Raw genomic sequence first — 18,622 nt, forward strand, 5'->3', positions numbered from 1 at the left:
GCCCGCGATCGCGCGCATGGCGCGCTCCTGCAATCGAGCACCCGCGCGCAGGACTCAGCCGTCGTTCTTCTGGTAGATGATCCGCCGCTGTCCGTTGTCGCAGGTGCCGACCACCATGTTCGGGTCCTTCACCTCGGCCTTGTCCACGATCTCCAGGGTGTAGGAGGTCACCCCGGCGGCCTGGATCTTGGTCTCGATCTCGGCCTTGAGCTCCTCGCAGGGCTTCACCGCCGCCCAGCTCGCGCCGCTCGCCAGCAGTACCGCCACGCCCGTCGCCACGGCCCACTTCATCGTCGTCATCACAGTCCCTCGTCATAGCCCCACTGCGGGGCACCCTATCCTAACGGTGGACCGCAACCGCCGGACAGAGTGCCCCGCAGGCTCATTCGAGGCTGGCGTCGAGGGTGATGCGCGCGTTCAGCACCCGCGAGACCGGGCAGCCGGCCTTGGCCTTGTCGGCGATGGCCTGGAAGGTCTGCGCGTCGGTGCCCGGCACCTTCGCCTTCAGCGTCAGGTGCACAGCGGTGATGGTGAAGCCGTCGGCGAGCTTTTCCAGGCTGACCTCGGCCTTCGTATCGATACTCTCGGCCGTCAGGCCGGCCTCGCCGAGCATCATCGACAGCGCCATGGAAAAGCAGCCGGCGTGAGCTGCACCGATCAGTTCTTCCGGGTTGGTCCCCGGCGCGTCCTCGAAGCGGGTGTTGAAGCCATAAGGCTGGGACTTGAGCGCACCGCTCTCGGTGGAGATCGTGCCCTTGCCGTCCTTCAGACCGCCCTGCCAGTGGGCCGATGCCGATTTCTTCATGTCGCGTCCTCCGCGTGGGTTGCAGTCAGGACTTTCGAGGCCCGTCCGCACCAGCGGGTTCAGCTTTTTGCAAACCATGAAAAAGGCCGGGCCCCTCGCGGAGCCCGGCCTCGTTTCACATCCAGGCGTTTACTTGGAGTAGACGATTTCCTTGGTGCCGCCTTCGCAGGTGCCGACGACTTGCTTGCCGCCCGCGCTGCCCTTGTCGACGACCTCCAGGCTGTACGAAGCAACGCCCTTGGCCTTGAGCTTCGCATCGATTTCCGACTTCAGCTCTTCGCACGGCTTGCCGGCGGCAAAGACGTTGCCAGCCAGGGCGAAGACCCCCACAGCGATCAGGAACTTCTTCATCGGTAACGCTCCCTCGTCGTTCACAGAAAAGGCCCGAACGGGCCGGAAAACCGGGCTACCCCGGTACGCACGACCACGCGCCTCGCCAACATGGCAGCAGCACGTGACAGAAGAGCCGCGTGACAAACGGCCCTCGACAAACAGGCTCGAGCCGCAGGCGATCTAGCTGTTGGCGATGCGGAAGCCGACCTTGATGGTCACCTGGTAGTGCCCCACCGCGCCGTTCTCGATGTGCCCGCGAGTGTCCACCACCTCGAACCACTCCAGGAAGTCGATGCTCTTGGCCGCTTCGGCCAGCGCGTTGTTGATCGCATCCTCGATGCTGGTGCGCGAGGAGCCGACCAGCTCGATCTTCTTGTAGGTGTGGTGATTGGACATTGCCTCTCTCCTGGGTCTGGCGGCGCACAGGCAGAATGCCAGCGCGCCCAATGGACAGTAGTAGAGGGGTGGACCGACGGCAAACGGGGCGGTTCAGACTTTACGCCCGGCCGTTCAGCTCCGTCTGCAGCCAGCGCGCCAGGCGTTCGGCGCGCGGGTCTGCACGGCGCTCGGGGACCCACAGTGCCAGCCGCGCCGTGGTTTCAACGAAGCCCCAGGGTGCGGCGAGGCGGCCGGCGGCGAGGTCGTCGGCCACCAGTTGCTGCGGCGCGATGGCCACGCCAAGGCCAGCCACGGCGGCTTCGAGCAGGTAGTAGAGGTGCTCGAAACCCTGGCCGAGCTTCAGCCGCGTCGGCTCCAGGCCATGGCGAGCGGCCCACTCTGGCCAGGCCTGCGGGCGCGAGACGGTGTGCAGCAGCGACTCACCCAGCAGCGCCCCGGCGGGTGCCGCGCGCAGTTGCTCGAAGCGCGGGGAGCGCGGGCTGAGCACCGGGCCGATGCTTTCCACCGCCAGCTCCAGCACGCGCATGTCCGTCGGCCAGGGCGGCGTGGCGAAGCACAGAGTGGCGTCGAGGCCGCCACGGCGCGGGTCGAGGTCGCCGTCACTGGCGGAAAGTTGCAGCCGCAGGTCCGGCAGGTCACGGTTCAGACGGTCCAGGCGCGGGATGAACCAGCGCGCCAGCAGGCTGCCGGGGCAGCCGAGGACGAAGGGCGCATCGCCGCCGGCCTGGCGGCGCAGTTCGGCGCTGACGCTGCGCAGGCGCTCGAAGGAATCGCTGGCCACCTCGCTCAGGCGAACACCGGCATCGGTGAGTTTTACGCCGCGACCTTCCTTGATGAAAAGGGTCACGCCCAGCTCGTCTTCGAGCAGACGAATCTGCCGGCTGATCGCCCCGTGGGTGACGCTCAGCTCGTCAGCCGCTGCGCTCATGCCGCGCAGACGGGCTGCAGCCTCGAAGGCGCGCAGGGCGTTGAGCGGTGGAAGGTCTCGGCTCATGGCGCACTATCCGTGAGTTTTCCTGACAGGTTGCGGCGATCTTATCGCTTTTCCCCGTCATCACACAGCCGTATCCTGAGCAGCACTTGCAGGAGCATCAGCCAACTCGCTGCGCGGTCGACCCACCAGGGCGGATAACGCTGGCGCGTTAAGCGCCCTACGAAAATTCACGCGGCAGTGCCCAGTGCCTTGCCGCCAAGAGACCCAAGGAGCCTTCCCATGTCCACACTGCGCACCGGTCCAGACGCCAAGGGCCTGTTCGGCCACTTTGGCGGCCAGTACGTCGCCGAGACCCTGATGCCGCTGATCCACGACCTGGCCCGCGAGTACGAGAAGGCCAAGGAAGATCCGGAGTTCCAGAAAGAGCTCGCCTACTTCCAGAGCGACTACGTCGGCCGTCCGAGCCCGCTGTACTTCGCCGAGCGCCTGACCGAGCACTGCGGCGGCGCGAAGATCTACCTCAAGCGCGAAGAGCTGAACCACACCGGCGCGCACAAGATCAACAACTGCATCGGCCAGATCCTGCTGGCCAAGCGCATGGGCAAGAAACGCATCATCGCCGAGACCGGCGCCGGCATGCACGGCGTGGCGACCGCCACCGTGGCCGCACGCTTCGGCATGGAATGCGTGATCTTCATGGGCACCACCGACATCGATCGCCAGCAGGCCAACGTGTTCCGCATGAAACTGCTGGGCGCCGAGGTGATCCCGGTCACCGCCGGCACCGGCACCCTGAAGGACGCGATGAACGAAGCGCTGCGCGACTGGGTCACCAACGTGCACAACACCTTCTACCTGATCGGCACCGTGGCCGGCCCGCACCCGTACCCGGCGATGGTCCGCGATTTCCAGGCGGTAATCGGCAAGGAAACCCGTGAGCAGCTGGCCGCGAAGGAAGGCCGCCTGCCCGATTCGCTGGTCGCCTGCATCGGCGGCGGCTCCAACGCCATGGGCCTGTTCCACCCGTTCCTCGATGATGCCAGCGTGCAGATCATCGGCGTCGAAGCCGCCGGCCACGGCATCGAGACCGGCAAGCATGCGGCCAGCCTGAACGGTGGCGTGCCAGGCGTGCTGCACGGCAACCGCACCTTCCTGCTGCAGGACGAGGATGGCCAGATCATCGACGCGCACTCCATTTCCGCCGGCCTGGACTACCCCGGCATCGGCCCGGAACACGCCTGGTTGCATGACATCGGCCGCGTCGAGTACACCTCGATCACCGACCACGAGGCGCTGGAAGCCTTCCACCAGTGCTGCCGCCTGGAAGGCATCATCCCCGCACTGGAGTCCTCCCACGCGCTGGCCGAGGTCTTCAAGCGCGCGCCGAACCTGCCCAAGGACCACATCATGGTGGTGAACCTGTCCGGTCGTGGCGACAAGGACATGCAGACCGTCATGCACCACATGCAACAGGAGCCGCAAGCATGAGCCGCCTGCAGACCCGCTTCGCCGAACTCAAAGAGCAGAACCGCGCCGCCCTGGTGACCTTCATCACCGCTGGCGATCCGGGCTACTCGACCTCGCTGGACATCCTCAAGGGCCTGCCCGAAGCCGGCGCCGACGTGATCGAGCTGGGCATGCCGTTCACCGACCCGATGGCTGACGGCCCGGCGATCCAGCTGGCCAACATCCGCGCCCTGGGCAACGGCCAGAACCTGGTCAAGACGCTGAAGATGGTCCGCGAATTCCGCCAGGACAACAGCACCACGCCGCTGGTGCTGATGGGCTACTTCAACCCGATCCACTACTACGGCGTGGACAAGTTCATCGCCGATGCGAAAGAGGCCGGCGTCGACGGCCTGATCGTGGTGGACCTGCCGCCGGAGCACAACGAAGACCTCTGCGACCCGGCCCAGGCCGCCGGCCTGGACTTCATCCGCCTGACCACGCCGACCACCGACGACCAGCGCCTGCCGACCGTGCTCAACGGCAGCTCGGGCTTCGTCTACTACGTCTCGGTGGCCGGCGTGACCGGCGCCGGCGCGGCGACCCTGGACCATGTCGAAGAAGCCGTGGCGCGCCTGCGTCGCCACACCGACCTGCCGGTCTCCATCGGCTTCGGCATCCGCACCCCGGAACACGCGGCGAGCATCGCCCGCCTGGCCGATGGCGTGGTGGTGGGCTCGGCGCTGATCGACAAGATCGCCGAAGCCACCAGCTCCGCCGACGCGGTGCAGAGCGTGCTCGGCCTGTGCCGTCAGTTGGCCGAAGGCGTGCGCAACGCCCGCTGAGGGTTGCCATCAGGCTTTACGTAGGATGGCGTGGAGCGCAGCGATACCCATCGATTCCGTGCGAACACAGCATGGGTATCGCTGCGCTCCACCCATCCTACGAACTGCGTCACCTGGAATATCCGCTCCTGCAGGGAGCACAAAAAAGCCCGGCGAATGCCGGGCTTTTTTTCGTTTCGGGCGAAGCTTATTCCACGCCTTCTTCCTGCGGCTCTTCTTCCGCGCCAGCAGCGCCGCCGCCCAGGCCCAGGCCTTGCGCGGAGCCCATGGCGAAGGCCATGAATTCGGGCACACTCATGTCCTTGCCGTTGAACTTCACCTGGTCGTTGGCGTAGGCCAGCGAGCTGGACAGCGCGTTGCCGTCGAGCACCGCCCACTGCGAGTTCAGGGCCATGCCGCTGAACAGGTCGGTCATGGCATCGGACTGCTGCTTGAGCGCCACCGGATCGACGCTGCCGGCCGCCTCGCCACCCAGCGAACCCTGCAGGGCGACGATGTCGCCGATCACCGCCTTGTCCACTTTCAGGTCGGCCTTGAGCGCGGCCAGGATGCTGCGGGCCATCTCGTCAGGCGTGGCAGCCGCGGCGTCGGGCTTGCGCAGGTCGACCGACAGCGAAGCCTTGGCCACGCCATGGCTGGTCTGCAGCGACAGCTCGTCCAGCGACAGCACCGGCGAGCCTTCCAGCAGGGCCAGGCCGAGGCGCTTGAACTCCTCTTCCTGCTGCGGGGTCAGCTCGGTGCTTTCCAGGCTGTCCAGCGCCATCTTGTTGTAGGACTCCTTGAAGGTCTTGAGCACGCCTTCGTCGAGGTTGCGCAGGCTCAGGTCGAGCTTCACGCCGCCGATTTCCTGACCCTGCACCACGACCTTGCCGATGCGGTAGGAAACGCTCTGATCCAGACCCTTGCCGCCCTGCTTGAGGACTTCCTCGACCACGGCTTCGCGCAGTTCGACTTCCGGCGCGCCCGGCGACTTGATGTTCAGGCTCTTGATGGTGGCGGAGCTGGGACCCAGGGCGAAGCCATTGGCGTTTTCCTTCTTGTCGCCCTGCAGGCCCAGATCACGCAGCTGCACGCGCGCCGGCTGGCCGGTGTTCTCGTCGGTGAAGTCCAGGTCGACCTCGGCGAGGTTGCCCACGGCGCTCACGTCCTTCTTGTCGCCGGACACGCTGAAGGCCAGCTTGATCGGCGACAGGCGCAGCTTGTCGCTGTCCTTGGCGAATTCCAGGGGCGCGGTTTCGACGTTGCCTTCCTGCTTCTGGTCGTAGTGGATGGTCAGGTCGCCGGACAGCGGCGCCTTGCCGCCGGCGGCGGTGAACAGCGGGGCGGTGAGTTCGTTCTGCTCGAGGGCGAAGTGACTCTGCGCCATGACCGGCGCCAGCTTGCCGGCCGCCAGGCGCGAGGCCGGGAAGGGGCCGTGTTCCAGGTGGTCGGTGAAGACCAGGGTCTGCGGCTGCTCGCCTTCCTTGCCGGCGAAGGTCAGGTTGTAGCGCGCGGTGCTGGAGAACAGGCCGCGCTGGATGTCCACCAGGGTCAGGTAAGCGCCCAGGCCGGGGGCTTCCTGCTTGAACAGTTCGTTGGCTTCGGTGATGCCGCGGTTCACTTCCTGCTCGACGCGGCTGCCGGTGTACCAGGCGCCGGCAACGGCGGCGCCGACGATGGCAACGGGAATGGCGATGGCCAGGGCGGTCTTTTTCATGCTGAGTCCTTTCAGGTGCGGCCGTACGGGGGACATCCTGTCGACCGTTTATGGGAGTGGGCGGCGGGATGCTAGCAGGCGCACTGCCATCACTCCAGCTTGTCAGCTGGAACCTTTTCACAGCGCCAGCATTGACCGACGGGGCACGGCTGTCAGGATAGAACGCTCCGACTCACCGGAAAGAACTGCCCATGGCCCTGTTGCAAAGCCTCCATCACGTCGCCCTGATCTGCTCGGACTACCCCCGTTCCAAGCACTTCTACACCCAGGTGCTGGGCCTGAAGGTGGTGGCCGAGACCTACCGCACCGCCCGCGACTCCTGGAAGCTGGACCTGGAACTGGGCGACGCGCGGCTGGAGCTGTTTTCCTTCCCCGGCGCACCGACGCGACCGTCCTACCCGGAGGCGCAGGGGCTGCGCCACCTGGCGTTCGCCGTGGACGACCTGGAAAGCGCCGTGGCCCACCTGCAGAGCCACGGCATAGCCTGTGAGCCGATCCGCGACGACGAGCTGACCGGCAAGCGCTTCACCTTCTTCGCCGACCCGGATGACCTGCCGCTGGAGCTTTACGAGCGCTGATGCCTGGCTTCAGGTGCCTGGGCATGCCCTCACCCTAACCCTCTCCCAGAGGGAGAGGGGACTGTCCCGAGCGCTCTGAAAACTCGGTGCTCGCCGACTGACTCCGCCGTCTCGCTGCACGCCAAACGGCCCCCTCTCCCTGAGGGAGAGGGCTGGGGTGAGGGGGAAAACCAGCGCACCGATGCAGAACGGGACACGCACTCAGGCCGGTACCGCCTCGCTGCCCAGGGCCCCGCGCAGGCTCGCCAGATCGCGCAGCGGCGGCGCGCCGAACAGGCGGCTGTATTCGCGGCTGAACTGCGACGGACTTTCATAGCCGACACGGTGCCCGGCCACCGCCACCTCCAGTCCTTCCGACAGCATCAGCCGCCGGGCTTCCTGCAGGCGCAGCTGCTTCTGGTACTGCAGCGGGCTGAGCGCGGTCACTTCCTTGAAGCGGTGGTGCAGGGTGGACACGCTGAGGTTCACCTCGCGAGCCAGGTCCTCGATGCGCAGCGACTTGTCATAGTTGCGGTTGAGCCACTCGATGGCGCGGGTGACGCGGTGGGTCTGGCTGTCGGTCATCGCCAGGTCGTGCAGCAGGTGGCCCTGCGGGCCGCGCAGCAGGCGGTAGAGGATTTCGCGGACGAACAGCGGGGCCAGCATCTCGATGTCGCGCGGGGTGTCCAGCAGACGCATCAGGCGCAGCAAGGCATCGAGCACGGTGCAATCCAGGCGCTGCAGGTAGATGCCCCGGCTGGCCGGGCGCGGCGCGGTGCCGGCAAGGCCGGCCTCGGCGATCAGCCGGGTCAGCTCGCCGGGGTCGATGTCCAGGCGGATGGACAGGTAGGGCCTGTCCGGCGAGGCCTCGATGACCTGGCCGGAGACCGGCAGCGTCACCGACACCACCAGCAGGTTGAGTTCGTCGTAGCGATAGACCTCGCTGCCCAGGCGCACTTCCTTGCAGCCCTGAGCGATCACGCACAGGGCCGGGCGGTAGAGCGTCGGCATACGGCCTTCGTTGGGGCAGTCGCCGCGCGCGACCAGCAGCGAATCGATGGCGGTTTCGAAGAGACCTTCACCCTGGCAGTGACGCTGGATGATGTCGGCCAGCTCCTGGCGGCCGGCGGCGATGGGATCAAAGGCGGGAACGGACTGGGACATGCACAGGACCTCCAGTGGCGGCGCACGAAGCTTACGCCCACGACGCATGCGCGCGTGTGACAGTAAGGCAGCCGCTGGAGGATCAGGCAAGCAATCGGCAGGAATGGACAAGCGATCCCGGCATCGGGTCGCGCACCGTGGCGGTGCAAGGGCCGGAAATGGCGCGGAAACACCCGGTTTCAGACTGCGACGAATGTCCCGCAGGATCAGGCAAGAAGGTGACAGCATCCGGATAACGCCCGGTGCTGGCCGCGCCGTAAGCTTCCTGTCAGTCGTCCGAGGAGCCACCTCGGGCTTCTTCCTGGAACGCGGAGGACAGGACATGCACTGGCAAACCCCCATCGAACACGAATTGCAGATCCACCCCCGGCTCGGGCACGAGGCGGAACTGGGCGCATTGATCGACAACCTGGTCGACGGCGCCCGCCGCGCGCCGGGATGCCTGCGCTGCCAGTTGGTAGCCGGCGAGAACGGCCAGCCGTGGCTGCTACAGGGCAGCTGGAAGGACGAGGAAGCGCTGCTGGACTACTTCGCCACGCCCTCGTTGCAGCTGCTCGGCGAAGTGCTTTTATGCCACTGCCGAAGCCTCAGCGGCGGCATAGTGGAAACCCTCGATCAGGCCACCGGAAAGGTGGCCTGAGTCTTTTCAGGTAGAGAGATTTGGGTAGAGAGCTTTCTGGCTCTGAATTTCCAGGCCCTCAGTATTCCAGGCTCCAGCCCAGGGTGAAGGTACGCCCGCGACCCTGGTAGTCATACAGATAGGCCGGCCCGTAGGTCGGCGAATAGAACAGCGCGGCGCGCTGGCCCCAGACAGTGCTGTACTGCTTGTCCAGCAGGTTCTGGATACCGGCGCTGAAGGTGCCGAAACCGGTCTTCTGCTCGCCCATCAGGTCGAAGGTGGTGTAGCCGTCGATCTCGTGGTCCGCATCGTCCTTCAGGTTGAAGGCGTGCTGGCCCTGCAGGCGGGCACTGCGGGTGCCGTCGCTCCAGCCGACGAACGCGGTGGACTTGGACAGCGACGCATAGCGCGCATCGCGCTTGATCCAGTCACCGTCGGCATCCTCTTCCTCCGAGCGCACCAGGTGCAGCGTGGTGCCGCCCTGCCAGCCATTCTCGAAGTAGCGGGTGACCGCGCCCTCGAAGCCGAAGTCGCGGCTTTTCTGGTCCTGCACGTCGATGGTCAGGGTCGCCTGGTCGGTGGTGATGATCTTGTCCGACCAGATGTAATACACCGCCGCCTGGGTCTGCCACTGCATGTCGCTGTAGCGCCAGCCGGTCTCGACCTGGCGGCTCTTGATGCCGGCCAGCGGGTTGTCGTCCACCGACAGGCCGGCCTTGCCGTAGTACTTGGCCGGGTCAGGCAGGTCGAAGCCTTCGCTGTAGTTGGTCCAGACCTGATGGCCGTTCTTGAAGTCGTAGATCGCGCCGAGGTTGAACAGGTTGACCTGGTAGTCGTTGCTGCCGCCGGGCACGCCTTTGAAATCGTCCACCTCCACGTCCATCTTCTGGTGGCGGGCGCCGCCGGAAATGGTCAGGTTGTCGGTGGCCTTCCAGTCCAGCTGGCCGTATACCGACAGGCCGTCGACGATGTAGCTGGGGTAGCGCGGCGCACTGCTGGCGGTTTCCAGGTCCAGGCCGCCACTCTCGGAAGACAGGCGCTGGTCGAAGACCTTCTGCTCGGCGTTGAAGCGTTCGTGGTCGAAGTCCACGCCGTAGGTGAACTTCAGCGAATCCCACTGCTTGCTGAAGAGTCCCTTCAGGCCGCTGACCTCGAAGTTCTGCTGCGAGGCGGCGAAGTACACGCCCTTCGAGCCGGTAGGCTTGCCGGTGTTGTAGTAGGGGAAGGGATAGAAGTTGTCGTCTTCCTTGCGGTAGTACGCCTGCAGATAGAAGTCCTGGTCCAGCAGGTTGCTGTGGTGGTAGTTGGCGTTGAGCAGCACGCGGCGGGTGCGCGGCTCGAGGTCGGTGTCCATGCCGCTGCGGATCTGCGCATCTTCCAGGTCCGAGGGCGCCTGGTACTTCAGGTTGGGAAAGTAGATGCCGGTGCTGCCATCGTTGCCCGAGTCGTAGTACTGCGCCAGCAAGTCGAGGCTCTGCTCATCGGTGAACTGCGCGGTGAGGTTGCCCATCACGTCGACGGTGCGGTTGTACTGCAGGTCGGTCTGGGTGTTGTCGATGAAAATCTGGTTGCCGGCGCCGTCGTAGAAGGCTTCGTTCTTCTCCGCCGAGACGCCCAGGCGGCCGACCACGCTGTCATTGCCACCGCTGATGGATTGCGCGGCGCGGGTCGAGAGGTCGTCGCTGTTGTTGAAGCCACTGCTGGCGCCCAGTTGTGTTTCGAAGCGGGTATCGCCGGCCGCGCCCTTCTTGGTGATGATGTTGATGATGCCGCCGGTGGCGCCGCCGCCGTAGATGGCGCTGGCGCCGGAGAGCACTTCGATGCGCTCGACGTTGAACGGCGAGATGCTGTCGAACTGGCGCGACAGGCCGCGCGAGCTGTTCTGGCTGACGCCGTCGATCATCACCAGCACGTTGCGCCCGCGCATGTTCTGGCCGTAGTTGGTGCGGCCTTCCGGCGCCAGGTCAAGGCCGGGGACCAGCTTGCCGACGGCTTCCTTGAGGCTCACGCCGGTGTCCAGCTGCTCGCGCAGCTGGGTCTGGTCCACCACCCAGACGGTGCCGGGGATCGAGCTGATCTCGGTGGGCGTGCGCGCCGCCACGCTGATCTGCATCGGTGCCAGGCTCAGGGCCGCGGAATCGTCCTTCTCGCGCTTGAGCAGCACGGTGCGCTCGTCGGTGAAACGCCAGCTCACGCCGCTGCCGGACAGCAGCTGGTTCAGAGCCTCCTCGGTGCTGTAGGTACCGTCCAGCCCTTCGCTCTGCAGGCCCTGGATGTCCTCGGAATTGAACAGCAGGTGCAGCCCGGCCTGGTCGGCGAACTGGGTCAGCGCGCTGTCCAGGCTACGCGGTGCGATGTGCAACTCGACGGCGGCGGAGCCGGCCGCGTGGGCCAGGGGAGCGGCGGCGCCGAGCAGGGAAGCCAGCAACAGCGCGCGGTGCAGCGGGGAAGGACGGTAATGCATGCGGGTGAAATCCGTTCTTGTGTGGGCAGGGTCGCGTAGTGAGAATTTTTCGCGTTCCTGCCTACGACGAAACGGCCGGGCAAACCTTGCAGTGCTAAATGCAAAAAATTTTCATTTTCCTGTGTGAGCAGGCGGGAATCGCTCTCGCAGGGCGAATGAAGCGGCACGCTTCATTCGCCGATACCGCCGCGGGCACGGGCTAGGCGCCCCCGCCCGTCCTACAGGGTGCGGCCGAACTTTCCGGCGGACCGTAGGATGGCGTGGAGCGAAGCGATACCCATCAATCCCGTGCGCGACCAGCATGGGTATCGCTCCGCTCCACTCATCCTACGAAGAGCTATCAGGCCTTCGGGGCGGGGCGGATCAGTACCAGCCAGGGCAGGTGGGTAACGCTCACCGGCTGCAACCGCTCCAGGGTCTTGAGCAGGGCGCCGGGGTCCTGCAGGTCGAACACGCCGCTGACCTTGTGCTGGCGCAGCGCGCTGTCGGTCAGCACGATGCGGCCGGGCACGTAGCGCTCCAGTTCATCGAGCACCTCGCCCAGCGGGCGCTGGTTGAAGATCAGCTTGCCGCGCTGCCAGGCACTGGCGCTGGACAGGTCCAGCGGCTGCACCGGTTCGGGCGCGGCGCTGTCGCGGTAGCTCAGGCGCTCGCCAGCGGAAAGCCGCACCGGCTCGCTGCCGGCGCTGTTCACCTGGACCACCCCTTCGGTCACGTCCACGCGCACCTGCGGCCCGCGGCTGTCGACATCGAAGCGCGTACCCACGGCGCGCACTTCGCCGCCCCTGGCCTCGACGATGAATGGCCGCGACGGGTCCTTGGCCACCTCGAACAACGCCTCGCCGCCATGCAGGCGCAGGCGCCGCTGCTGCGGGCTGAAGTCGACGGACAACGCACTGTCGCTGTTCAGCCAGACGCGGCTGCCGTCGGCCAGCTCCAGCATCCGCCGCTCGCCGGTGCGGGTGGCGTAATCGGAGTACAACCCGGCCAGCGGCTCGGGCAGGGCGATGGTCAACGCAATGGCCGCAACGCACGCAGCTGTGGCCAGCGCCAGCAAACGACGGGGGCGCCGCGCACGCTGGCGATAGCGCTGGGCGCTACGGGTTTCCGGCAAGGCGCCCCACAGGGCTTCGGCCTCGCGGGCGGCGAGTTCGTGCTCCGCGCTCTGCCCGCGCCAGCGCAGGAAGTCCATGCGCTCAGCGGCCCCGGCGCTGCCCGAATGCAGCTGCACCAGGCGCTCGATGGCCTCGTCGGAAAGGTCCACGCGGCTCATGGCGTGCCCTCCTGACGCTGCGCCCAGTCGCGGCAATGACGCATGGCCTGAACGATGTACTTGCCCACCATGCTCTCGGAAACCCCCAGGCGCTGGGCGATCTGCGCGTGGGTGAGGCCGTCGAGGCGGTTCATCAGCAGCGCCTCGCGGGCGTTCGTCGGCAACTGGTCGAGGGCGGCGTCCAGATGTTCCAGCGCCTCATGGGCGAGCAGGCGGTGCTCCAGCCCGGACGCGGGATCGCTCAGGTCGTTGGCGGCGGTTTCGTCGACATGCAGCTCCGCCAGCCGGCCCTCGCGGCGCAGGTTGTCGATGGCGATGTTGCCGGCCACCCGGAACAGGTAGGCGCGCGGGTCCTGCACTTCGGTTTCGGCGGGGTGGTCGGCCAGGCGCAGCCAGGTGTCCTGGGCAACGTCGGCCGCGCGCTGGTTGTCCCCCAGCCTGCGGGCGAGGAAGCGCATCAGGTCCGCGTAGTGCGCCTGGAAGCTCTGCAGCAGGGAGGAGGAGGCGAAGCGCCGCATGATGGCCGAAATACCCTGGAAAATCGGCCAACGTCTGTCAGGCCGATACGAAGGGTGGGCAGCATACACCGAATCGAGAATTATTATCGAATGCAAAAAAGTGTCAGCTCGTGAACTGCGAGAGGTCCAGCGGCCGCACGGCGCCCAGCCACATGGCGTAGTCGCGGTGATCACGCAGGTCGTTGCCGGTATTGGGGTGGATCAGGATCACCAGACCCTCGCGGTTCAGCGCCAGCCACGGCACCAGGGTGGCGAAGGTGGCGTTGTCGAAAGCCAGCTGGCAGCTCCAGTCCGGGTGCGGGCCGACCGGCCGCTCGTGGACGCGGCCCATTTTCGCGCCGAAGCGCCGCGCGGCCTCCTCACACAGCGCGCGGGCGCGCTCGATGCTGCCGGCGTCGAAATAGACGTGGGCGTGGAAGTCCTGAATCTCGCTCATCGGTCCTGCTCCAGTTCCGCCTGCAGCCAGTCGACGAAACGCTGCACCAGGCGCATCCGCCGCTTGCGCTCGGGCAGCACGGCGTAATAGCCGAAGCGCGATTGCAGCGATCCGGCGATGGGTCGGCACAGTAACCCCTGTTCCAGCAGTTCGTCGACCAGATGCCGCCAGCCGATGGCCACGCCCTGCCCGGCGATGGCCGCCTGCACCAGCAGGGTGTAGTTGTCGAAACGCAGCCCGGCCGGGGCTGGTGCGCCGTCGATGCCCAGCGCGCGATAGACACCGCCCCAGTCGAACCAGCGGCTGGAGGCCTCGGGCTTGAGGTGCAGCAGCGGCAATTCGGTGAGTGCCTGGGGCGACAGCGGCAGCTCGCGGCCCTCGAGCAAGCGTGGACTGCACACCGGGAAGACCTCCTCGCTGAACAGGCGCAACGCCTCGCCATGCTTGAAGCGCCCGTCGCCGAAGGCGATGGCCACGTCGATGTCGCTGCGCAGGGCAATCGGGCTACGGTCGCTGCTGATCAGCCCGACGTCCAGCTCCGGATGCGCCTGGCGGAAGCGCGGCAGGCGCGGCATCAGCCAGTACGCGGCGAAGGCGAAATCGGTGGCGACCTGCAGTACCTCGTGGGGATGCTTCGCGGTGACCGCGGCGATACCGGCGTCGATGCTCTCCAACCCGACCTGAACGTGCTGCTGCAGCACCTGTCCGCTTTCGGTGAGGGCAATGCCCCGGTGAATGCGGTCGAACAGGCGCACGGCGAGGAGCTTCTCCAGGCGCTTGATCTGCTGGCTGACCGCCGGCTGGGTGGTGCCCAGCTCGCCGGCGGCGGCGGTGAAGCTGAGCAGCCGCGCGGCGGACTCGAACACGCGCAGCAGTTCCAGCGGCACGCTCATGGCTTGCTCTCGCATAAGCAGGTGTTATCCGAAGCATGCCGCGCCATGCGCTTTACCCCTAATCCAGCAGCCAACAGACTCGTACCGCACAGCATCCCATAACAGCGCCAACAGGATAAGCCCAACGCCATGAAGCGCCAGCGCCCGAACATCCTCTTCATCATGGCCGACCAGATGGCCGCGCCGCTCCTGCCCTTCTACGACGCCCAGTCGCCCATCAAGCTGCCCAACCTCTCGCGCCTCGCCGGTGAAGGCGTGGTCTTCGACTCGGCCTACTGCAACAGCCCGCTCTGCGCGCCCTCGCGCTTCACCCTGGTGAGCGGCCAACTGCCGACGAAGATCGGCGCCTGGGACAACGCCGCCGACTTTGCCGCCGACATCCCCACCTACGCGCACTACCTGCGCCGCCTCGGCTACCGCACCGCGCTGTCGGGCAAGATGCACTTCTGCGGTCCGGACCAGCTGCACGGCTACGAAGAACGCCTGACCAGCGACATCTACCCCGCCGACTACGGCTGGGCGGTGAACTGGGACGAGCCGGACGTGCGCCCGAGCTGGTACCACAACATGTCCTCGGTACTGCAGGCCGGCCCGTGCGTGCGCACCAACCAGCTCGACTTCGACGAGGAGGTGGTGTTCAAGGCGCGCCAGTACCTCTACGACCACGTGCGCGAACACCCCGAGCAGCCGTTCTGCCTCACCGTGTCCATGACCCACCCGCACGACCCCTACACCATCCCGCGCGAGTACTGGGACCTGTACCGCGACGAGGACATCCCGCTGCCCTCGGTACAGATCGCCCAGGACGAGCAGGACCCGCACTCCCGGCGCCTGCTCAAGGTGATCGACCTGTGGAGCCAGGAGATGCCCGAAGAGAAGGTGCGCGCCGCCCGCCGCGCCTACTTCGGCGCGTGCAGCTATGTCGACGCGCAGATCGGCGCGCTGCTGCGCACCCTGGAGGATTGCGGCTTGTCCGATGACACCCTGATCGTGTTCTCCGGCGACCACGGCGACATGCTTGGCGAGCGCGGCCTCTGGTACAAGATGCACTGGTTCGAGATGGCCGCCCGCGTGCCGCTGCTGGTGCATGCGCCCAAGCGTTTCGCCGCGCATCGGGTCAGCCAGTCGGTGTCCACCGTCGACCTGCTGCCGACCCTCGTCGAGCTGGCCGGCGGGCAGATCGAGCCCGGCGTCGATCTCGACGGCCGCTCACTGCTACCGCACTTGCAAGGCACTGGCGGCCACGACGAAGTGATCGGCGAATACACCGCCGAAGGCACCGTCAGCCCGCTGATGATGATCCGCCGCGGCGACTTCAAGTTCATCTACTCCGAGCAGGACCCTTGCCTGCTGTTCGACGTCGCCAACGATCCGCGCGAGCTGCAGAACCTCATGGATTCGCCGGCCCACGCCAACCTGGTACGCGACCTGCTGGGTGAAGCCCGCGCGCGCTGGGATGTGCCCGCCATCACCCGGCAGGTACTGGCCAGCCAGCGCCGCCGCCGGCTGGTGGCCGACGCGCTGACCCACGGCACGCTGAAAAGCTGGGATCACCAGCCCCTGGTCGACGCCAGCCAGCAGTACATGCGCAACCACATCGACCTCGACGATCTGGAGCGCCGCGCCCGCTATCCGCAACCGAAATAACAACCACAACACGCCGAAGGGGAAGGGAGCATGACCAAGCGCACCGTACGACAAGCATCCGCACTATTGCTGGCCAGCGCACTGGCGCTGGGCGGCCCGCTGGCCCGGGCCGAAGATGAAGCCTGCAGTACGGTGAAGCTGGCCGACCCGGGCTGGACCGACATCGCCGTCACCAATGGCATCGCCGCTTTCCTCCTCGAAGGACTGGGCTACAAGGTGAAGATCGACACCCTGTCGGTGCCCATCACCTACGGCGGCCTGCGCGACGGCCAGGTCGACGCCTTCCTCGGCAACTGGATGCCGGCGCAGCAGGGCTTCCACGACCAGTTCATCGCCAGCCAGCAGGTCACCCAGCTGGCGAAGAACCTGCAGGGCACCGAATTCACCCTGGCGGTGCCGACCTACGTGTGGAACGCCGGGGTGAAGACCTTCGACGACCTCGACAAGCACGCCGACCAGTTCAACAGGAAGGTCTACGGCATCGGCTCCGGCGCGCCGGCCAACCAGTCGATCCAGAAAATGATCAGCGGCGATGAGTTCGGCCTGGGCGACTGGAAGCTGGTGGAATCCAGCGAACAGGCGATGCTCGCCGAGGTCGGCCGCGCGGTGAAGCGCGAGCGCTGGGTGGTGTTCCTCGGCTGGACACCGCACCCGATGAACGTGAAGTACGACATGAAGTACCTCACCGGCGGCGAGAAATACTTCGGCAGCACCGGCAGCGTGTTCACCGTGACCCGCAACGGCTACACCGAGCAATGCCCGAACAGCGGCAAGCTGCTGGCCAACCTGTCCTTCGACCTGAAGATGGAGAACGCCATCATGGCCGAAGTGCTGGAGAAGAACGTGAAGAACCCCGACGCGGTGAAAGCCTGGATCAAGGCCAACCCGCAGAGCCTCGACACCTGGCTGCAGGGCGTGAAGACCCGCGACGGCGGCGACGCGCTGGCCGCCGTGAAGGCCAAGCTGTAGGCCGTCGATGGAGCGCCTGATCCGCCTGCTGCCGTTCCTCGCCTGGCTGCCCCAGGTCAGCGCGCGCGACCTGCGCCGCGACCTGGGAGTCGGACTCTCCGGCGCGGTGCTCGCCCTGCCGCAGTCCATGGCCTACGCACTGATCGCCGGACTGCCGGCGGAGTACGGGCTCTACGCGGCGATGCTGCCGGTGCTGATCGCCTGTCTATGGGGTTCGTCGAAACACATGGTCGGCGGGCCGACGGCGGCGATCTCGGTGGTGCTGTTCACCGCCATCACCCCGCTGGCGCCGCCGGGCAGCGCGCAGTTCATCCAGTACGCGCTGCTGCTGACCTTCCTCGCCGGGCTGTTCCAGTGGCTGCTGGGGATGCTGCGTTTCGGCGTGCTGGTGAACTTCGTCTCGCACTCGGTGCTGCTCGGCTTCACCTGTGGCGCCGCACTGGTGATCGTGATCGGCCAGTTGCCGTACCTGCTCGGCATCAGTGCAGCGGGGCAGGCCACCGCGCTGACCAGCGCCGCCGCGCTCTGGTGGAAGCTGTCGCAGTTCCACGGGCCATCGCTGCTGGTGGGACTGTTCAGCCTGGTGCTGAGCCTGATCGTCAAACGCCTGTGGCGGCGCGGGCCGGCATTGCTGGTCGGCCTGTTCGGCGCTGGCGCGCTGGTCTGGGCGATGCCGACGACCTTTGCCGAGGTGGCCAGGGTGGCAGCCTTCCGCAGCGCGCTGCCACCGTTCAGCGCATTGTCGTTCGACCTCTCCGCCATCGCCCAGTTGCTCCCCGCCGCCGTGGCCTGCGGTATGCTCGGGCTGGTCACCAGCCTGTCGATTGCCCGCGCCCTGGCGGCGCGCTCGCACCAGGCGCTGGACGCCAACCAGGAAGTGCGCGCGCAGGGGCTGTCCAACCTGATCGGGCCGTGGCTGTCCGGCACACTGTCCGCCGGCTCCTTCACCCGTTCCGGACTGAACCAGGATGCCGGGGCACGCACGCCGCTGGCCGGGGTCTTCTCGGCGCTGTGGGTCGCGCTGCTGGCAGTGGCCGGCGCCGGCCTGATCACCCATATCCCGCTGCCGGCGATGGCCGCCGGCATCCTGCTGATCTGCTGGAACCTGATCGATCGCCCCGCGCTGCGCGCACTGTGGAAAGGCAGCCGAGCGGAATCCCTGGTGATGCTGCTGACCCTCGCCGCCACCCTGCTGCTGCCGCTGCAGAACTCCATCTACGCCGGCGTGCTGGCGTCGCTGTTCTTCTACCTCAAGCGCACCTCACAGCCGCGCGTGCAGCAGTGGGAGAAGGAGGACGAGGCCGTGTTGCGCATCGAAGGCTCGATCTTCTTCGGCGCCTGCGACTACCTGCAGAAACTGATGCAGCACAGCCGTGGCGAACGCCTGGTACTGGACGCCCACCACGTGAACTTCATCGACTTCGCCGGTGCGCAGATGCTCCAGCAGGAAGCCCGCCGCCTGGCCAGCGAAGGCCGCAGCCTGGTGCTGCGCAACGCCCGGCCACGGGTGCGCGCGGAGCTGGAAAGACAGATGGGGAAGGGCGGGGTGTTGCTGGTCGAGGAATAGAGCAGTGGCTCCGCCCCAGCGGAATGAACCCTGGGACTCCCTGTAGGAGCGGGCCAT

General features: G+C 66.7%; 19 protein-coding genes. 7 read left to right on the forward strand and 12 right to left on the reverse strand.

The annotated features are described in order from the left end of the window. Positions 1 to 54 precede the first annotated feature (54 nt). From IB255_RS13665 to IB255_RS13685, 5 genes are all read right to left on the reverse strand, one after another. The gene (locus tag IB255_RS13665; protein WP_045213615.1) at positions 55 to 291 is read right to left on the reverse strand and encodes a DUF1161 domain-containing protein; all 237 of its coding nucleotides are present in this window, start codon (positions 289 to 291) and stop codon (positions 55 to 57) included. Between the two features lie 91 nt (positions 292 to 382). Further along, on the reverse strand, positions 383 to 805 hold the full coding sequence (locus IB255_RS13670; protein WP_081518935.1) for an OsmC family protein: 423 nt from the start codon (positions 803 to 805) through the stop codon (positions 383 to 385). Between the two features lie 129 nt (positions 806 to 934). After that, positions 935 to 1,156: a DUF1161 domain-containing protein gene (locus IB255_RS13675; RefSeq protein WP_081518936.1), complete on the reverse strand. Its 222-nt coding sequence runs from the start codon at positions 1,154 to 1,156 to the stop codon at positions 935 to 937. 162 nt (positions 1,157 to 1,318) lie between these two features. Further along, positions 1,319 to 1,534 carry a dodecin gene (locus IB255_RS13680; RefSeq protein ID WP_017518905.1) on the reverse strand — a complete coding sequence of 72 codons (216 nt, stop codon included), beginning with the start codon at positions 1,532 to 1,534 and terminating at the stop codon, positions 1,319 to 1,321. Between the two features lie 100 nt (positions 1,535 to 1,634). After that, a complete protein-coding gene (locus IB255_RS13685; RefSeq protein ID WP_081518937.1) occupies positions 1,635 to 2,531 on the reverse strand; it encodes a LysR family transcriptional regulator in 897 nt (298 codons plus the stop codon). A 219-nt stretch (positions 2,532 to 2,750) separates the two neighbouring features. Here IB255_RS13685 and trpB point away from each other — a divergent pair, with 219 nt between their 5' ends. Together trpB and trpA are read left to right on the forward strand one after the other, a co-directional pair. Beyond that, the gene (trpB, locus tag IB255_RS13690) at positions 2,751 to 3,959 is read left to right on the forward strand and encodes a tryptophan synthase subunit beta (RefSeq protein ID WP_081518938.1); all 1,209 of its coding nucleotides are present in this window, start codon (positions 2,751 to 2,753) and stop codon (positions 3,957 to 3,959) included. Further along, entirely contained in the window at positions 3,956 to 4,762 is an 807-nt protein-coding gene (gene trpA, locus IB255_RS13695; RefSeq protein ID WP_081518939.1) for a tryptophan synthase subunit alpha, read from the forward strand. The genes trpB and trpA overlap by 4 nt, the downstream gene beginning before the upstream one ends. 187 nt (positions 4,763 to 4,949) lie before the next feature. Here the strand turns inward: trpA and IB255_RS13700 are convergent, their stop codons facing one another. Further along, positions 4,950 to 6,458 carry a YdgA family protein gene (locus IB255_RS13700; RefSeq protein WP_081518940.1) on the reverse strand — a complete coding sequence of 503 codons (1,509 nt, stop codon included), beginning with the start codon at positions 6,456 to 6,458 and terminating at the stop codon, positions 4,950 to 4,952. A 191-nt stretch (positions 6,459 to 6,649) separates the two neighbouring features. Here IB255_RS13700 and IB255_RS13705 point away from each other — a divergent pair, with 191 nt between their 5' ends. Beyond that, positions 6,650 to 7,036, forward strand: coding sequence for a VOC family protein (locus tag IB255_RS13705; RefSeq protein WP_081518941.1), 387 nt, complete (start codon positions 6,650 to 6,652; stop codon positions 7,034 to 7,036). 201 nt (positions 7,037 to 7,237) lie between these two features. On the opposite strand, the gene IB255_RS13710 is transcribed toward IB255_RS13705, so the two are convergent. Next, entirely contained in the window at positions 7,238 to 8,179 is a 942-nt protein-coding gene (locus IB255_RS13710; RefSeq protein ID WP_081518942.1) for an AraC family transcriptional regulator, read from the reverse strand. Between the two features lie 322 nt (positions 8,180 to 8,501). Here IB255_RS13710 and IB255_RS13715 point away from each other — a divergent pair, with 322 nt between their 5' ends. Next, complete coding sequence (locus IB255_RS13715; protein ID WP_081518943.1) at positions 8,502 to 8,819, forward strand: antibiotic biosynthesis monooxygenase family protein; 318 nt, start codon at positions 8,502 to 8,504, stop codon at positions 8,817 to 8,819. 58 nt (positions 8,820 to 8,877) lie between these two features. Here IB255_RS13715 and IB255_RS13720 read toward each other — a convergent pair whose 3' ends face one another. The 5 genes from IB255_RS13720 to IB255_RS13740 form a co-directional block, all read right to left on the reverse strand. Continuing rightward, the gene (locus tag IB255_RS13720) at positions 8,878 to 11,262 is read right to left on the reverse strand and encodes a TonB-dependent receptor (RefSeq protein ID WP_081518944.1); all 2,385 of its coding nucleotides are present in this window, start codon (positions 11,260 to 11,262) and stop codon (positions 8,878 to 8,880) included. A 340-nt stretch (positions 11,263 to 11,602) separates the two neighbouring features. Further along, positions 11,603 to 12,535 (reverse strand): FecR family protein, encoded by a 933-nt coding sequence (locus tag IB255_RS13725; RefSeq protein WP_081518945.1) that lies wholly within the window; start codon positions 12,533 to 12,535, stop codon positions 11,603 to 11,605. Then, positions 12,532 to 13,053, reverse strand: coding sequence for a sigma-70 family RNA polymerase sigma factor (locus tag IB255_RS13730; protein WP_081518946.1), 522 nt, complete (start codon positions 13,051 to 13,053; stop codon positions 12,532 to 12,534). Before IB255_RS13730 ends, IB255_RS13725 begins: the two co-directional genes overlap by 4 nt. A gap of 103 nt (positions 13,054 to 13,156) precedes the next feature. Then, a complete protein-coding gene (locus IB255_RS13735; RefSeq protein WP_081518947.1) occupies positions 13,157 to 13,489 on the reverse strand; it encodes a DOPA 4,5-dioxygenase family protein in 333 nt (110 codons plus the stop codon). After that, positions 13,486 to 14,382, reverse strand: a complete 897-nt coding sequence (locus IB255_RS13740) for a choline sulfate utilization transcriptional regulator (protein ID WP_081518948.1) — start codon at positions 14,380 to 14,382, stop codon at positions 13,486 to 13,488. Before IB255_RS13740 ends, IB255_RS13735 begins: the two co-directional genes overlap by 4 nt. A gap of 129 nt (positions 14,383 to 14,511) precedes the next feature. Here IB255_RS13740 and betC point away from each other — a divergent pair, with 129 nt between their 5' ends. The 3 genes from betC to IB255_RS13755 are packed head-to-tail and all read left to right on the forward strand — an operon-like array spanning position 14,512 to position 18,565. Then, the gene (betC, locus tag IB255_RS13745; protein ID WP_081518949.1) at positions 14,512 to 16,029 is read left to right on the forward strand and encodes a choline-sulfatase; all 1,518 of its coding nucleotides are present in this window, start codon (positions 14,512 to 14,514) and stop codon (positions 16,027 to 16,029) included. 30 nt (positions 16,030 to 16,059) lie between these two features. Continuing rightward, on the forward strand, positions 16,060 to 16,998 hold the full coding sequence (locus tag IB255_RS13750; protein ID WP_081518950.1) for a choline ABC transporter substrate-binding protein: 939 nt from the start codon (positions 16,060 to 16,062) through the stop codon (positions 16,996 to 16,998). A gap of 7 nt (positions 16,999 to 17,005) precedes the next feature. Further along, positions 17,006 to 18,565: a SulP family inorganic anion transporter gene (locus IB255_RS13755; RefSeq protein ID WP_081518951.1), complete on the forward strand. Its 1,560-nt coding sequence runs from the start codon at positions 17,006 to 17,008 to the stop codon at positions 18,563 to 18,565. Positions 18,566 to 18,622 lie beyond the last annotated feature (57 nt).

Source organism: Pseudomonas sp. PDM22 (assembly GCF_014851965.1).
Taxonomy (GTDB): domain Bacteria; phylum Pseudomonadota; class Gammaproteobacteria; order Pseudomonadales; family Pseudomonadaceae; genus Pseudomonas.

Bases quoted from the DNA above. Each gene is read 5' to 3' on its own strand.
- IB255_RS13685 (WP_081518937.1), bottom strand. From the start codon at position 2,531: ATGAGCCGAGACCTTCCACCGCTCAACGCCCTGCGCGCCTTCGAGGCT.
- trpB (WP_081518938.1), top strand. From the start codon at position 2,751: ATGTCCACACTGCGCACCGGTCCAGACGCCAAGGGCCTGTTCGGCCAC.
- IB255_RS13715 (WP_081518943.1), top strand. From the start codon at position 8,502: ATGCACTGGCAAACCCCCATCGAACACGAATTGCAGATCCACCCCCGG.
- IB255_RS13670 (WP_081518935.1), bottom strand. From the start codon at position 805: ATGAAGAAATCGGCATCGGCCCACTGGCAGGGCGGTCTGAAGGACGGC.
- IB255_RS13675 (WP_081518936.1), bottom strand. From the start codon at position 1,156: ATGAAGAAGTTCCTGATCGCTGTGGGGGTCTTCGCCCTGGCTGGCAAC.
- IB255_RS13700 (WP_081518940.1), bottom strand. From the start codon at position 6,458: ATGAAAAAGACCGCCCTGGCCATCGCCATTCCCGTTGCCATCGTCGGC.
- IB255_RS13740 (WP_081518948.1), bottom strand. From the start codon at position 14,382: ATGAGCGTGCCGCTGGAACTGCTGCGCGTGTTCGAGTCCGCCGCGCGG.
- IB255_RS13665 (WP_045213615.1), bottom strand. From the start codon at position 291: ATGAAGTGGGCCGTGGCGACGGGCGTGGCGGTACTGCTGGCGAGCGGC.
- IB255_RS13710 (WP_081518942.1), bottom strand. From the start codon at position 8,179: ATGTCCCAGTCCGTTCCCGCCTTTGATCCCATCGCCGCCGGCCGCCAG.
- IB255_RS13750 (WP_081518950.1), top strand. From the start codon at position 16,060: ATGACCAAGCGCACCGTACGACAAGCATCCGCACTATTGCTGGCCAGC.
- IB255_RS13730 (WP_081518946.1), bottom strand. From the start codon at position 13,053: ATGCGGCGCTTCGCCTCCTCCTCCCTGCTGCAGAGCTTCCAGGCGCAC.
- IB255_RS13755 (WP_081518951.1), top strand. From the start codon at position 17,006: ATGGAGCGCCTGATCCGCCTGCTGCCGTTCCTCGCCTGGCTGCCCCAG.
- betC (WP_081518949.1), top strand. From the start codon at position 14,512: ATGAAGCGCCAGCGCCCGAACATCCTCTTCATCATGGCCGACCAGATG.
- trpA (WP_081518939.1), top strand. From the start codon at position 3,956: ATGAGCCGCCTGCAGACCCGCTTCGCCGAACTCAAAGAGCAGAACCGC.
- IB255_RS13680 (WP_017518905.1), bottom strand. From the start codon at position 1,534: ATGTCCAATCACCACACCTACAAGAAGATCGAGCTGGTCGGCTCCTCG.
- IB255_RS13705 (WP_081518941.1), top strand. From the start codon at position 6,650: ATGGCCCTGTTGCAAAGCCTCCATCACGTCGCCCTGATCTGCTCGGAC.
- IB255_RS13735 (WP_081518947.1), bottom strand. From the start codon at position 13,489: ATGAGCGAGATTCAGGACTTCCACGCCCACGTCTATTTCGACGCCGGC.
- IB255_RS13725 (WP_081518945.1), bottom strand. From the start codon at position 12,535: ATGAGCCGCGTGGACCTTTCCGACGAGGCCATCGAGCGCCTGGTGCAG.
- IB255_RS13720 (WP_081518944.1), bottom strand. From the start codon at position 11,262: ATGCATTACCGTCCTTCCCCGCTGCACCGCGCGCTGTTGCTGGCTTCC.